Genomic DNA, 16,061 nt, shown 5'->3' with positions numbered 1-16,061 from the left:
AAGGATGTTTAGCACATGGCAATTATTAAGATAAAAAAAATAAACATACAAAATTTACGAAATGTACGACAGGGTGAAATTGTTCTCACAGTAAATTTTGAGACATTTCTACAAGCGAATGTTGTTGGCCTATATGGACAAAATGGCTCTGGAAAGACAACCATTGTAGATGCATTTAGTTTATTGAAGACACTTCTATCAGGATGGCTTGCTGAAGTGAAGTTGCCCTCTCAAAAGAAGCGACTTATATTGGCAGGAGAGCAAACAGCTAGCATGGATGTAGAATTTCTAGTTCAGAATCAATTCGGTACATTTTTTGTGAATTACTATGTGGAGCTACAGGAGGATCAACATCGACTATATACTACGTTGGAGCGCCTTACCTATCGAGAAAACACGAAAGGGAAGCGATCAAAGATTTTAGTGGCTGTGACGGAGAGGGATGTACAAATTCGTCAATCGAAACTGGATGATTTGAGTGAACAAGCACGAATTCAATTACTGGTTATTCAACAGTTAGCAAGAAAACAATATATGTCATTTCTATTCCATAAAGATATAAAGACATTATTACAGGAACGGCTTTCTGAGCTAGAAATGCAGTTGCTACAAAATATTGCTGTTGATTTTAGTCGAGACTTACATGTTGTTAATACTCAAAATATTGCCCCACTATTTGAAGAACGGATGATGCCATTCAGTATTCATTTAGAGAAAACAAGAGGTCTTATTCCTTATGATTTAAATGGACCAGCTTTATTACCAGAGGATGCATTCTATGCTTTATGTGAAGTTATTGAACAAAGTAATCAAGTGCTCTCAGCAATTATTCCTGGACTGACGATTAAAATTAATATCATTACAAAGCAAATGATGGACAGTGGCGGGCAAGGAATTCGTTTTGAATTTTTGTCTCAGCGCGGGGAGCAGGAATTACCGCTACGAACAGAGTCAGAGGGAATTTTAAAGATCATTTCTATTCTTAGTGTATTAATTGCTGTATACAATAATCCGAATGCATGCGTGGTTATTGATGAATTAGATTCAGGTGTATTTGAATATTTGTTAGGTGAGTTGTTAACAGTGATAGATGAGGATGGAAAAGGGCAACTTATTTTTACTTCCCATAATCTACGTGTGTTAGAGGTGCTAGCTATTAAAAATTTATGGTTTACGACAACAAATGAACATCACCGTTATATGCAGCTAAAAGGTATCAAAGAAGTGAATAACGCTAGAGATGTCTATTTACGTGCTATCCAGCTTGGCGGGCAAGAGGAAGAGATATATAAGGAAACTAAAACATTTAAAATAAAGCGGGCTTTTCGTAAAGCAGGTGTTCAACATGACTAAAAAAGTACTTTTGATTATTGTGGAAGGGCAGACGGAGCAAATTATTTTAGAGGATTATTTAGATGCTCATTTTGCGAACTCCACAATACGTTTTGATGTACAACGAGAAGATATCTTAACAAAGTGGGATGCGCACAAACGAATACCGAATATTAAAAACAGTGTTGTACGAGTGATTCAAAGCTATCTTGAAAAATATAAATTTTTAGCCAATGATTTAACAGCGGTTGTTCATATTACAGATGCAGATGGATGCTTTATCGCACCAGAGTGCGTCAAGGTAGATGAGCGTATCGAGCAAAACTTATTTTATACAGAGGATGCTATTTTAGTGAAGTCAGATAAACGCAAAGAACAAATAGAACAACGCAATGATATGAAGGCTAAGAATGCTAGAATTTTGATTGCCAACGACCACTTTAGCATTAATCGTATGAAAGTACCTTATCAATTATTTTATTTTTCTACGAATTTAGAACATGTCTTATGGAATGAGCGCAATGAAATCCCAACAGAAAAAATACAAAAAGCAGATAAATTTATGGACAATCTGACATGCACGATTGAGGAATATTTAAGCACCTATCTCCCAGTTAGTTCAGAGTTGTCTTATAGGGAAAAAATAAAGAAAAGTTGGTCATTTTTAATGGAAGGCTGTCATTCATTGCATCGTGGCACGAATGTACCGCTATTGTTTGAAATGATTAAAACAGATGTAAAGTAAAAACAGGTGACGAATGGAGTCACCTGTTTTTATCTAGAGTACGTTAGTGCATTTGCTCATAGCTTCGAATATGAGTTAATATAGCTGGATCTTTAATTTTTGTATCTTCACATAGTAATAAGAGCTTGGTCATGATCTCAGCAGTCCGTGGATCATCATCCACCATCGGTAAGAAAATTCGTCCACGATGCTGAGATGGGACAGCAATAATTGGGATCATGGAACCGCCTATTTGATGCACCACACCACTTCCTAAATGTAAGGAGTAACTTGCTAGCTTACCTTCTATGAGGGCATGTTGTTTTTTCACTTCCACATTGTTTAGCTTCAATAATTTAGCCAATTCTTCTACGATAATGCTGCGCATTTCAACAGTAGAATGACTTGCCTCAGGGTCTACACCACCAACATGAGCTACGCTGACAACAAGATCAATATCTCGCATAACCTCAGAGAATATCGCAGCTGGAATATCATCTAAAACGATATCTTTGCCTGTTAGTCGATCATAGAAGTAAACACCTTCGATTGCAGGTGCTTCAATTTCTGCTGGCGTAAACCAATCTGCCTGTGCATACAAGGATGCCACAATATTTTCCTTATAATATACTTTACGTGGTCCTGTTTCATAGCTGATTTGCCAGCCACGTGTTTTCAACAGGGCTACTGTTTGTGAAGGATTTACTTGATGCCCTGCATAGCGCAATGAATGTTTCTGTGCTTTTTCATCAGCATTGATGAGATATAACTCACGGAACACTTGCTTAAATGGCTGTTTAATGTTGTGCTCGAACATATAGGATTGCCACTGTCTCCATTGACCGCTCTCTAGAAGATGGTAAGGATGAGCAATCTTTATAGAGGACGTAGGAGCAAGGTTCACAATGTCAGACGATAAAAGCTGTAAACCTTCTGATGTCAGCATTCCAACGTAATTATCGCTAATAAATAATAGTTTTTGTAACAGCGGAGCTAGAATCGGATGAGCTAATAAATGAATGAGCTCCTCGACCGAAAATACTGTTTCTAATTCCATTGCTTGCTCAAGCGCTGGGCGTGCTCGTTTATATTGCTCTTGTAAGTCTTTTCGGGCTTCCTGCAAGGTTACAATATCAGCATGCTTTTTTAATGCAGCAGGAACGTTCTTTAGACGTTTACCATCCTTTTCAACAATAATAGCTACAGAGGCATCATCCTCTATTTGTAGATGGGCTGTAATTTGCTCGATTTGTTGTGCTTTAAATAAATGCTTCATATCGTTAAAGGCAGATAACTCCATACGCCATGTGAAGCGAGTGGCTTCTCCATCCCCTGCATTGCGCGCTAAATTTTCTAGAGCGATACTTGCTGCTCGAGCCTCACTTGCGCGGCGTTGAGCACCAAATTGCTTACTTTCCTTCAAAAACTGTTGAATAAATTGATAGCGTGTCAGGGCGTCTTTGTCATCGGATTTTATTAAAGGGATAAGACCAAGTGCGCGCAGTTTATCTTTATTGCGTTTATCTTGAATTTCTTGCATTAACGGTTTTGGACTGAGCTTACCGATAGCTGTATCTGCATAAAGCTGTGCCCGACGATGGTTGGCTCCTTCAGAAGCATATTTTGCAGCATCATAAACAAGTTTGAATTTCTTAGCCCCAAGTGTTTGATAGGCGCTTTGGAACCAAGCTAAATCGAATGCACCATCACGGAAATCCTCAGCAGTTATGCTAGAGAAAAGGGCAAGCTGATCTTTGGCAAAGTCGGATAAAGAATCTGTGGTGTGAGCGATAAAATACCAGGCTGATTCTTTTAGTCCATCCCACCCAATCACTTCACTGACAAGGTCTATCCAATGCTGGTTATACATCATGGCTTCAATTAAACGTTCTTTAGAAATGTCTGTTTTCAGCCATGCTTCTTTTAATTGCTGGGCTGTTTCTTCTTTTTTAGGGTAACAGTTAGTTAGCAATCTGGAGAATACATCCTTTTTCGTTTCTGCCTGCCAAATATATCCTCGCGCAAGTTTTTCTCCGTCAAGTGCTTGTAGAATTTGTAAGAAATAATTAATACCCTCAAAATAAGAAATGCTACTAGCTAACTTTGTAACAGCAGTAGGCGTATCACCACGTTTTAGCTCTATGGCTAAAATACGATCAATTGCTTGTTCACGAATAGTAAAGAAGTCGGTTAAATCTTCAAATGACTGTTGATAGCGTTCTCGTAATTTAGTTGGCTCGTTAAATATTTCTGAAGCGAGCGTATTGGTAAAAATGGCCTCAAATAAGTGATCTTGCGTAAATAAACCAACCTTCATTGCGTCTAAATATTGGAATAAAGATAAATTGTAGACGTTTGGCTTATAGCTTTCATTTTTCATACGCTTTGTTAGCTCTTCATTGAGAGCTAGCATTTTGACATATTCACCATAGGTTGAGTAATCAGACCAGCATCGATCAGCAAATGTCTCAATGACATCTAAATCGATAATGGTAGAAGTGGAACGATAGTAATAATAACCCTTCTCTCGAACATCAAGTTGCCACTGATCAGCAGGGATTTGTTTGAATAGCTGTAACATTATGCCTACTGCCTGTTCGAAGCGATTAAATTCGGGTGCATGCTTTTCGAGTAATGAAAGTGCTTCCTGATGTAGCACTGTATCACCTGAGATTTTGTCGATGTCTTGGGATAGCACTGAGAAAATCTGTTGAATTGTATCGTCATATTTCAAGGAATTAAATTGCGCAACACGTACTTTTAAATCTTTGTATTGGAAGAACGGTTTAATTAGTGTATGAGCTGCTTCGGAAAGATCATGAGCAGCAGGGTATTCTGATAGATTATGGTAAAAATTAAAATAGGCTAAGTCCTCATTACTAAATAATGCTGTCTTCATCCATTGAACAATTTCTTTGGGGATAGGATAAGCATCAAGACTAGCATGTCGTTGATTATCCGATTTAGTTGCCATTACACTATATCTTTGTCCTAATGTAGTGCTAATGGGTGTGTCATTCCATTGGTATGTTTCATATTCTAGTTCAGCATGTTTATCTAAAAGTTGAATAAGCTGCTCTAGCTTAGATAATAATTTATCAACATCATATTGAAAGAATTTTTCAAAAGGTGTAGGTGCCTGTACATAAAGTGGAGCAAGCTGTTGCCAAGGCTCTACACCATTCATTTGAATGGCTCCATCCGAAATACAGCCGTATTGAATAGGGGGATGTGGCGTATACAAGCCAAAGCCATTACTCTCGTTATACTCAGGGACATCCCTTGTAATTAATTGCTCTAACAAAACTTGCTCGTTTTTAGTTACTTTTGGTAATAAGGAGCATAAAGCTGTAATTTGCTCGCTTGCTAAGTTGTGTCGCTTAGAGGCTTCTAATAGTAATTCAAGCCCTCCAAGTCTCTTTAACTGCTTACTATCTTTTAACAGCCTTTCAGCACTTTGTAACAGATTATTCTGTGCCTGAACTTTTAAGAGTGAAATAGCCTCTTTACGAAGTGCACCTGATTTATTAGCTAAAAGATCTTCAATTTTTGCTATTTCTTCTTCTGTTGGTGTTAGAGCATGTATTTTCTTTAACGCAAGAGAACGATTGATGGAACTGCGATCCCGTAATGAATTAAATAAAAATTCACGTTGACCTTCTGTGACAGGGTCAAGACAATAAATATTCAGTAGGCCAATTCTACTTGATGGTGAGTAAGAATCTGCATGCTCAATAATTCGTTGGAATAATGCCTCGTCTTGTATATGGTGGGCTAAAATAATTTGTGTTGAAATTAAATCTTCTAATGACAAATGGACATGGACAAAGGATAGTGGTTTGCCTGTAATGATAAGTCCATCTTTCGTAATTTCATTCTTTGCCCACTCAAGCTGTTCAAATAAGAGGTATTCAATCCCTTGTAGCTGTGTGTTTTCTTGCATGAAGGTTTGAAGGATATGCTCCCATTCATTGTCTCTTGCATACTCACTATTAATATGGTGATTAGCATAAAGAAAATTGCCCCATGCAAAGGCAAACAGCTCAATATCTTTTGTTGATAAGATTAAATCCTTCACAAATGGCGCTGTAAAGGAGATTTTCGATAAGTTTTTCAAAAAGGCAAGCGTTGTAAGTTGGATATGCTTGTCACGCTTTAAGAGTTTTGTTACAAGGTCATTTAATTTCGTATAGTCCTTTGTAGCAGTAGCCCATAATGCAACATAAATATCAATTGTACGTTCACTTTTTAACAATTGCTCAACAAAGCTGTCTTCTTCAATTGCTTGGATGGCTAATGCAAGAACTTCCTCTGTTATTTTTTGATTTTCGAAACTATTATAGCCAAGTCCCATCCAAGTATCGACTGCTCGAATTACAGAGGAGAAGCGTGTTAGGCGATGTTCCTGAATAAGCTTCATCATGTTGAGTTGTGCATCAAGATTGCCATGGTCAATATTTTCTACTATTGCCTGTCGTAAACCTTCTTGTCGTGCAGCTGCTAATAAGAGTTTGCCAAGGGCATCATGCATCCGATGATTACTTGATTTAAAAATACCTCGAATGAATGGATGGCCGAAAAAGCTACTTTGATGTTCATCAAATAAAATACCTTCTACTGCTTCTTCAATTGACGGGTTTTCTAATGATAGTTCTTCAGCAAGCAACTGCTCAAAGACATTAAAACCCATTACTTTTGTATTTTCATTCTTTAAGACATAGGAGCTATAGTTTGGATAGGTTCCATGCCCATATTGACGATGATTCGTTAACAACTCCTGCAAAGTAATTTCCTCAAATGTCAGCATTTCTTCTATTAACTGTAAACATTGAAACAGATGGTCTTGCACTGGTTGAGAAGAACGAAAAGATCGACGTAAAACACCTCTTTGGAACATTGTAGCATCAAAACGTAATGCTAGTTTCTTGATCTTAAGTGCACGTTCTTGTGAAGAAAACATGGTAAGCACTTCAAATAATGGTCCACTAAATAGTTCTTCAAGTGATGAATATTGCTGAGCAGCTATAAGCGTTTCAATGTCATAATCTCTATTGTCCATGTATTTTAACAATGCAGCTGCTAAAGGCTGTATTGCTATAGGTGCAGAATCAACTATACTTTGAAAATGTATTTTTTGTTCATGTGAAAGTGTCATATAAATCCCTCCTTACCAAATTCGTCCTGCAAGCATAGTAAGTTTAATAAATGTAAAGACATCGTCTTCCTGTATGTTTAATGGTGTAGAAAGAGAATCTAAAGATTCTTCATTATGAAGAACTAAAAACAGCTCGTCCTGAAAGGTTTGAAGCATTGTGGAAATAGCTTGATCCACTGACTGTACAGTATCCTTTTTCTTTTCTCCAAAATGTACTTTGCCATATTGAGCAGCTTCTTCTAGTTGCTGATCCGATAAATAAACATGAAGTGGTGTATCTACCATTTTCTCATTAAATTGTTGAACCTGCTGTGTAACAAGCTGAACAAGTAAATCTTGTAACGTTATGACAGGCTCTTCAATTGAAAATGAAATTTTTTCAAGTTTACGAGACTTCTTACCGATTACTTTTTGCTGGTAAAATAAACGCAATCTAACACCTCCTTACAATAATTTCATTATACAAGAGTGAGAACAAGGAAAAGAATAAGGCATATGACGCTAGTTGCGTAAAAAAATTTGGGAAAAGTGTTATCAAAAGTAGCCTGCTACAACTGATTTGTAGGGTAGAAAGTGGGTAAAAATTTACTGAAGATTATGCGGAAAGTAGAACATTTGTACGATTATTGTTATCAAGATAAGTATCATTTTGCGTTTTTTTATTCTAATAACGGTGAAGAAGCAGAATATATTACTCAGGTAACTTTTTAGACATACGTATTTAAAAGAACATTCTTTCATGAAATCTCGTAAACGAAGATTATTCTCATTAGTATTAAATAGGTGACATAATATAGCATACTATTTATTTGCTTTAAATAGTGGTGTACTTTTGTGGAGTTGTTAAGAGACATCTTTTCATCTCTGATTTCATAAGCTTTATAGGTATGATTTTATAAAGCTAGAAGGAGGCAAAATCATTCAAATACACGTTGTACGGGCTGGCGAGTCTTTATGGGGAATTGCACAGGCGTATGGGGCTACGGTTCAGAGCATTATAGATGTCAATCAAATTCCAGAGCCAAATCGTTTAGTTGTGGGGCAAGCTCTTGTAATCCCGATTGTCGGAAGCTTTTATTATGTACAGCCAGGTGATAGCCTATGGTCAATTGGCCAACGTTTCGGTATTAATTATGTAACACTTGCACAAGTAAATGGCATTAATCCAAATCAACCATTAGCAGTTGGAACGAAATTATATATCCCACAGCCACCAAAAACAAGGGCAGAAACATTAGCCTATTTAGAGCCGAGAGGAACATCAGTTAGTGAAGCACTCTTGAATCAAGCGAGGGAAGCGGGTCCTAATTTAACATATTTAGCTTTATTTAGCTATGAGGCTAGGCGTGATGGTACTTTACAGAGGCCACCAAGCCAAGGTGTGACACAAATTGCAAATGATACGGGAGCATCAATGGCAATGGTTATTTCTAATTTGGAGAATTTTAGTTTTAGTGGTGAATTAGCGAGAGATATTTTTCAAAGTACAGCTGTTCAAGATTTATTATTTGATAATATTCTTGCAGAAGCAAAGCGACTTGGGGATGTTAAAGATATCCACTTTGACTTCGAAAATTTGCCAGCAGATCAACGACAAGCCTATAACAATTTTTTAAGAAGAGCTGTAGAAAAATTTCACGCTCAAGGATATACAGTGTCTACAGCATTAGCTCCTAAAACAAGTGATAGTGAACGAGGACCATGGACAGCGGCACATGATTATAGAGCACATGGGGAAATCGTGGACTTTGTTTTACTCATGACTTATGAATGGGGATATTCAGCTGGCCCACCAATGGCCGTTTCACCTCTCCCAGAGGTAGAAGCAGTTGTAAAATATGCGGTGAGTGAAATACCTGCAAGCAAAATTATGTTAGGGCAAAATTTATATGGCTACGATTGGACGTTACCTTTTGTTCAGGGGGGACCGTATGCAGAAGCGCTTAGTCCACAGCGAGCCATTGAAATTGCTAAACGTTATAATGCAGCAATTCAGTATGATTGGAGAGCCCAAGCACCATTTTTTGAATACTATGATGAGCAAGGAAGGGCGCATATGGTATGGTTTGAAGATGCTAGATCTATTCAAGCTAAATTCAATCTCATTAAACAATATAACCTTCGTGGTATTGGTTATTGGAAATTAGGACTACCATTCCCTCAGAACTGGGTGTTAATTGGTGCCAATTTTGATGTGGTAAAGAAATGAGAAAATGAAGAAAAAAGGACGGATTGCCCAATGTATTTTCTTCGAAGAGGAAATTATCTGTAAAATTCATTTCTAATTATGGGTAAATATATTATAATTATGGTAAATAGTATTTTAGGAGGTATATTTTGGGTAAATTTAAAAAGTTAGGTATTATTTTAACAGCTACTGCATTTTCTGTTGGTATTCTAGCACCTGTTTCACAAGCTTCTGCAAATGTGAAAGAACCTTCAGAGCGTATTGCAATACAGTTGGCTGCCTCAGAGACGAAAGTGACAAAAGGTATGCTAATTAACAAATTACGTGCACTATTCCCTGAAGAGTTCAAATTTGTAGCTGATAATGAGTTTAATTCTGGAGGCGGTCATTTCTTTAGAGATGATACAACGGTCCGTTATGATTTAAACTTCCATAAAACGGTAAATGGTAAAGATGTATATGGTGGTTTTACATTTAAAGGTGAAGATTTAGAGTTAGAACATTTCTATTATCAGCCAGCTAATATCGCTGAAGCAGTATATCCCGCAAAATATTCAGAGACTGAAGCAAAAAAAATTGCAGATGACTTCCTAAGAAAATTTGCGAAAATAGAGAACTATAAACTCCGTGAAGATGGCTTCGGTTATTACAATGTCATTAATCGTCCATTATCACAACCAATTACCTACTCATTTGTTTATTCACCAACCTATAATGGAGTGCTTATTGGCGATCAAAGTATCACTATAGATGTTCTTGCTAATGGTCAAATAACAGGAATGTATAAAAATACAGAATCAATTGGTAAAGCAACCTTTGATAGCTCAAGCCAGAAAAAAAATGAGGAAGAAATTGTTGCACAAGTACGTGATAACTTAGCAGTTGAACTTCGTTATTACGTTGACTATTTTAGCGATCAACGTAATGTGAAGCTTGTCTATATGCCAGCAACAGGATTTAATGGTGTACATGCTTTAACAGGTCAATGGCAAACAACGAATGGCTTCTCTACACAAGTTCCAAAGACGAAAAGCGCTGAGAAAATATCCTCACAGCAATTACCACCAAGAAAAAGCGGTATGACAGTAGCAGAGGTTGAGGAATTCGCTAAAAATTTATTAAAAGTTGATGAAGACAAGGCAAAGCTCACTATTGATATGGTTGACGAAAGAGAAAATGACAATGGTGAAACAGTTTATACAGTAAATTACATGTATATGTACAATAATGGCGGGTCTGGTACCTCTTTAGAAATTAATAAGGCAACAGGCGATATCGTGCAGTATCACGATATTATGAGAGATTTTATCAACACTGACAAAACAACTACCCTCTCTAAGGATGCGGCATTAGCAAAGGCGATTGAATACTTAAAGCAATGGGCTCCATCCTATTTACATGAGTATTCGATGCCAATTGATGATCCTGTATATGATGATTATAGTAAAGATTATTACTTCTCCTTCCCACGCATCGTAAACGGGATTGCGGTTGTTGGAGATGAAATAAACGTAGGTATTGGCTCTGATGGGTCATTACGTTCATTGAATGTTAATAAGCAAAAGATTAATAACTGGCCTTCTCTTAGTCAGGTAATCTCTGCTGATAAAGCAAAAGAAGCATATAGTAAGGCCCTTACATTACAGTTACAATATATAAAACAAGATACTGAAGGTAAACAACACTATGATCTAGTCTATGCTCCAACTTACAACGGTAGCTTAGTTAATCAGATTGATGCAATTACTGGTGAATGGTTGTATGAGGTAGATGACTCAAAAGAAAAACCATCTATTTCACACCCAACAGCAGCCAATGAATTAAATTATCTTTTACATCAAAATGTATTAGAGGTAAAAGATATAGCAAACTTTAATGCTGATGCTGCTGTGACAAAGGGAGAAGCATTAAAGATTCTACTAAAATCTTTAACATATGGCCATTTTGGTAGTGGCGATGGTGAAAAGCAAACCTTCAGCAATATCGATAAAAACCATCCATTATATGGAGTGGTTGAACAAGCTGTAAGAATGGGAATTTTACAGCCAGCAAACCAATTCGCTTTGGATGAAACATTGACTCGTCAAGAGCTAGCAGTATGGGCTGTTAAAGCAATGCAATTGGAGAATGTTGCAAAGTATAAGGATATTTACAAATTAAACTTTGCGGATGCAGCTTCTATTGATCCAGCGTATACAGGCTATATAGCAATAGCAAATGGGATGGGGCTTATTGATACACAGCAAAATAACTTTAATGCTACCAAGAGTGTGTCATATGCCGATTTGGCTGTGTCAACAGTTCGTTTAGCAAAAGCTATTCAAGAAAATAAAGTGGATCGTAACTTCTATTATTAAGTCGCATTCCATGAAAAGGGTATCTCCTTATTTGTAGGAGATGCCCTTTTTAGGTTAGTTTGTAGAAGAATGGGGAAATAATATGTAAAGAAAGGAGTGAATAAATTGAAATTGAAATTTATTTTAGTGATTTCTTTAATGACTGTTATTCTTTACGGCTGTAATAAGGATGAGGTAAAAGATGTGCCTGCAAATGCTCCAGCAGATCAGAATGCTACTCAACAGACGGGTGAGACGCCAACTGACCAAGTGACATTTAATTTTTTAGAGTTTTCTTTAGATGTTGATTACTCTGCAACGGAGTCTTATGAGGTAGAATATGAGGATAAAAAAACAGGAATAGAAGCAAAATTAGAAGATGATCGAAAAAATGAAAAACTGCAGGACGATGAAGCTTATACTAAATTAGAGCCGTTATTTAAGCAGTTGAATTTTGATTCTACAACATCTAATGATGAAGTGATTGATCAAGTAATCAAAGTATTTAATATTGAAGATAACTATCAATCCATTGAAGTGGATGTCGAATTTGTAGACGGCAATGAAAAGGAATTTAAACGAATTAAATAATAAAAACAAGCCAGCTAGCTGATTTAATCAGTTAGCTGGCTTTTCATTCATTCATTTACATTCTCGTACCCAATGTCGATGTTTAGCAAGGGCGTGAACAAAAGATTTTGGATCGGTTGCAACCCCATGTTTATTGGCTATATGCTGTAAAAATAAAACATTTTCCGTATAACCTATTGTTTTACAGTGCTGATAGGCTTGTTCAATAAACTGTTCTGCTTTTGCTTGTTCATAGGAATTCTGAAAGGCTCCTGTAACATAAACCCCATCATAAAGAACTGAGGAGGTAGTAGCAAATGTTTCGTGAATTTCATAGCCTCTTACTATGCCTTGTTTATTACTTACTAGTTCAACTACGATATCTTCACTTAAAAATGTAGCAATAAGTTCATTTAATTTTTCACTACTATTTTCTGTAACAATTACAGCTACTTTATTAGATTTGACACTTTCCTTTGCATTGATTACTTGGCTAACAGCAGGAGAAGTTTGTTGAATATGTGGTACTTCCACTTCTACAGGTGGAACTATACCAATACGTTCAGCGATAGCTGAAGCAAGTGAGTAACTGACATGAGCATACATGTCTACAACTTGTTTTCGAATCGCTTTATTTTTTACTTTGCCAAGTTCAAAGTTAAAGGCATCGATAATATGCTTTTTCTCAATATCTGTCATACTAAGCCAGAATAATCTTGCTTGAGAAAAATGGTCTTTAAAGCTCTCACTACGTGCACGTACTTTATGCCCTTCAACTTTTTCTTCATAATGCTTATATCCACCATCTGCTTCAGAAACAGGATGTGGTGTATTATTGGCTAAGGAATTTTTATGGTAGCTAACTTGTCCCACATTAATGGTTTGTCGGCCATAGCCATCTCGTTGGTTATTATGAAATGGACAGATTGGTTTATTAATAGGAAGCTCATGGAAATTAGGTCCTCCCAGTCGTATTAACTGTGTATCGGTGTAGGAGAATAAACGACCTTGTAATAAAGGATCATTTGAAAAATCAATGCCAGGCACAACATGCCCGACATGGAATGCGGCTTGTTCCGTTTCTGCAAAAAAATTATCCACATTTTTATTCAAGGTCATTTTCCCAAGAATGCGTACTGGAATTTCTTCTTCAGGCCATATTTTCGTGGCATCAAGAATATCGAAACTAAATTTGAATTCATCTTCAACGGGAATAAGTTGCACACCAAGCTCCCACTCTGGGAAATACCCACGTTCAATGGATTCCCATAAATCTCTGCGGTGAAAATCGGGATCTTTTCCAGCAATGATTTGTGCTTCATCCCATACTAATGATTTTACCCCAAGTACAGGTTTCCAATGAAATTTAACAAAGTGGGCTTTTCCTTCGGCATTGATAAAGCGATAAGTATTAACACCAAAGCCCTCCATCATTCGATAGCTTCGTGGAATCGATCTATCTGACATATGCCACATAACCATATGAGCAGACTCCTGATTATTTGCAATGAAATCCCAAAAAGTATCATGGGCACTTTGTGCTTGTGGTATTTCGTTATTTGGTTCGGGCTTTACAGCGTGTACAAAATCGGGGAATTTAATAGCATCTTGAATAAAAAATACTGGTATGTTATTTCCAACTAAATCATAATTGCCCTCTTGTGTATAAAACTTAGTAGCAAAGCCGCGTGCATCACGAACAGTATCTGCAGAGCCTTTAGACCCGGCAACGGTAGAGAAGCGGACAAAAACAGGGGTTTTAGTGCCTTTTCCATTTAAAAATTGAGCCTTTGTAATATCACTTGCGCATTCATATGTTTCAAAAATTCCATGAGCGGCTGAGCCACGTGCGTGTACTACTCGTTCAGGAATTCGTTCATGGTCAAAGTGAGTCATTTTTTCACGGAAATGAAAATCCTCTAGTAAAGTGGGTCCTCGCTCACCTGCTTTTAGTGAATGTTCATCTTCCGATATTTTTAATCCTTGATTGGTTGTGAGAGGTTGATCTTTATCACTTACTCGGAATGCTTCTAGCTGTTGTTGTTTTTGATTGACATCTTTTTTCATTTAGAATCCTCCTTTATAAGTTACAACTACCTTCTACCCGAACGAAAAGATGGCAAACATAAAGAAACAAATTGTTTGCTGTTTAAAAATGTATATGTTATTATTATCTCGAATTAGAGATAATTAAATTCGAAGTAAAAAGAGGGAGTCGTATGAAGCAAAACAATCGTAACTTAAAAGCATTTACGGTCTTGTTCCGAGCATATCAAACGATTCAAGATGCAACTAGAAGAGATTTACTTCAATTCGATTTAAATCAAACTGAATTTTCGGTTCTTGAATTTTTGTATCACCATGGAGAACAACCAGTTCAAATGATTGGTAAAAAAATATTAATTGCAAGCAGTAGTATTACTTATGTGATTGATAAGCTCGAGCAAAAGGGCTATGTGTACCGTAAGGCATGTCCAAGAGATCGTCGTGTTACGTACGTATTACTAACGCTTGAGGGACAGGTTTTGATGGAGGAAATATTCCCTAAGCATGAACAGAAAATAAATGAGATATTTGAAGTATTGGAAGCCCAGGAGCTGGACAACATGATTTTATCACTTAAAAAAGTTGGCAAGAACGCCACTAACCAATAAAAAAATTTAAATATATATCTCGATATCGAGATATATAGGAGGAGCATACTATGAATCATTTAAAAGGTGTACACCATGTAACGGCTATCACAAGTAGTGCTGAAGAAAATTATAAATTCTTTACCTATGTTTTAGGAATGCGCTTAATAAAGAAAACAGTGAATCAGGATGACATTCAAACATACCATTTATTCTTTGCAGATGATAAGGGTAGTGCGGGTACAGATATGACGTTCTTTGATTTCCCTAATATCCCAAAAGGTGTGCATGGTACAAATGAAATTTCAAAGACTTCTTTCCGTGTACCAACGGATGCTGCTTTAGATTATTGGATAAAGCGCTTTGACCGTTTAAATGTGAAGCATACAGGTATGAAAGAACAGTTTGGTAAAAAAACACTATCTTTCGTAGATTTTGATGATCAGCACTATCAGTTAATTTCTGATGAGCACAATACAGGTGTGGCGGCAGGTACGCCTTGGCAGAATGGCCCCATCCCACTTGAGTATGCCATTACAGGTTTAGGACCAGTTTTTGTCCGTGTCGCTAATTTTAAATACTTTAAGGATGTTTTAGAAAAGGTAATGCTTTTTACAGAGATTGCAGATGAAGGGGACTTCCATTTATTTGAAGTAGGCGAGGGAGGAAATGGCGCCCAGATTATTGTCGAGCACAACACAGTGTTACCCGTTGCTCGTCAAGGTTTTGGTACTGTTCACCATGCTGCCTTTCGTGTAGAGGATCGTTCGGTATTAGATGAATGGACTGCACGTTTCGAAAGTTTTGGTTTCCACACTTCTGGCTATGTAAATCGTCATTTCTTTGAATCATTGTATGCACGAGTAGCTCCGCAGATTTTATTTGAATTGGCTACAGATGGTCCAGGATTTATGGGCGATGAACCATATGAAACATTAGGAGAAAAACTGTCATTACCACCATTTTTAGAACCAAAACGTGAACAGATTGAAAGTCTTGTTCGTCCGATTGACACTGTAAGAAGTTCCATTATGTTCGATAAAGAATATGAGTAACACAATTTCATCCAGTTGGGAAAGCAAAGCCCCACTGGATGTATACATAACTGTATTGGGGGATAAAA

General features: G+C 36.9%; 10 protein-coding genes. 7 read left to right on the top strand and 3 right to left on the bottom strand.

Annotation, left to right across the window (positions count from 1 at the left end; all coding sequences use genetic code 11):
* Positions 1-15 precede the first annotated feature (15 nt).
* A complete protein-coding gene (locus B3D98_RS01930; RefSeq protein WP_288579984.1) occupies positions 16-1,353 on the top strand; it encodes an AAA family ATPase in 1,338 nt (445 codons plus the stop codon).
* A complete protein-coding gene (locus tag B3D98_RS01925) occupies positions 1,346-2,077 on the top strand; it encodes a hypothetical protein (protein ID WP_054548883.1) in 732 nt (243 codons plus the stop codon). Before B3D98_RS01930 ends, B3D98_RS01925 begins: the two co-directional genes overlap by 8 nt.
* Before the next feature lie 43 nt (positions 2,078-2,120).
* On the opposite strand, the gene B3D98_RS01920 is transcribed toward B3D98_RS01925, so the two are convergent.
* Both B3D98_RS01920 and B3D98_RS01915 read right to left on the bottom strand, forming a co-directional pair.
* On the bottom strand, positions 2,121-7,211 hold the full coding sequence (locus B3D98_RS01920) for a DUF4132 domain-containing protein (protein ID WP_288579982.1): 5,091 nt from the start codon (positions 7,209-7,211) through the stop codon (positions 2,121-2,123).
* A 12-nt stretch (positions 7,212-7,223) separates the two neighbouring features.
* On the bottom strand, positions 7,224-7,643 hold the full coding sequence (locus B3D98_RS01915) for a hypothetical protein (RefSeq protein WP_054548881.1): 420 nt from the start codon (positions 7,641-7,643) through the stop codon (positions 7,224-7,226).
* A gap of 604 nt (positions 7,644-8,247) precedes the next feature.
* Between B3D98_RS01915 and B3D98_RS01910 the strand changes: the two genes are divergently transcribed.
* The 3 genes from B3D98_RS01910 (at position 8,248) to B3D98_RS01900 (ending at position 12,326) form a co-directional block, all read left to right on the top strand.
* Positions 8,248-9,420: a glycosyl hydrolase family 18 protein gene (locus tag B3D98_RS01910; RefSeq protein ID WP_414674028.1), complete on the top strand. Its 1,173-nt coding sequence runs from the start codon at positions 8,248-8,250 to the stop codon at positions 9,418-9,420.
* A gap of 128 nt (positions 9,421-9,548) precedes the next feature.
* Complete coding sequence (locus B3D98_RS01905; protein ID WP_054548879.1) at positions 9,549-11,756, top strand: YcdB/YcdC domain-containing protein; 2,208 nt, start codon at positions 9,549-9,551, stop codon at positions 11,754-11,756.
* A gap of 105 nt (positions 11,757-11,861) precedes the next feature.
* Complete coding sequence (locus B3D98_RS01900; RefSeq protein WP_288579981.1) at positions 11,862-12,326, top strand: YusW family protein; 465 nt, start codon at positions 11,862-11,864, stop codon at positions 12,324-12,326.
* A gap of 51 nt (positions 12,327-12,377) precedes the next feature.
* On the opposite strand, the gene B3D98_RS01895 is transcribed toward B3D98_RS01900, so the two are convergent.
* Positions 12,378-14,372, bottom strand: coding sequence for a catalase (locus B3D98_RS01895; protein WP_288579979.1), 1,995 nt, complete (start codon positions 14,370-14,372; stop codon positions 12,378-12,380).
* Between the two features lie 152 nt (positions 14,373-14,524).
* Between B3D98_RS01895 and B3D98_RS01890 the strand changes: the two genes are divergently transcribed.
* Both B3D98_RS01890 and B3D98_RS01885 read left to right on the top strand, forming a co-directional pair.
* Complete coding sequence (locus B3D98_RS01890) at positions 14,525-14,959, top strand: MarR family winged helix-turn-helix transcriptional regulator (protein ID WP_004224400.1); 435 nt, start codon at positions 14,525-14,527, stop codon at positions 14,957-14,959.
* A 50-nt stretch (positions 14,960-15,009) separates the two neighbouring features.
* Positions 15,010-15,993, top strand: coding sequence for a ring-cleaving dioxygenase (locus tag B3D98_RS01885; RefSeq protein WP_048394949.1), 984 nt, complete (start codon positions 15,010-15,012; stop codon positions 15,991-15,993).
* The last annotated feature ends 68 nt before the right edge of the window (positions 15,994-16,061 follow it).

The sequence above is a fragment of the Lysinibacillus sp. UBA5994 genome (assembly GCF_002429725.1).
Classification (GTDB): Bacteria; Bacillota; Bacilli; order Bacillales_A; family Planococcaceae; genus Lysinibacillus; species Lysinibacillus capsici.
The sequence above is the reverse complement of the archived record's forward strand: the minus strand, read 5'-3'. Positions and strand labels throughout refer to the sequence as shown.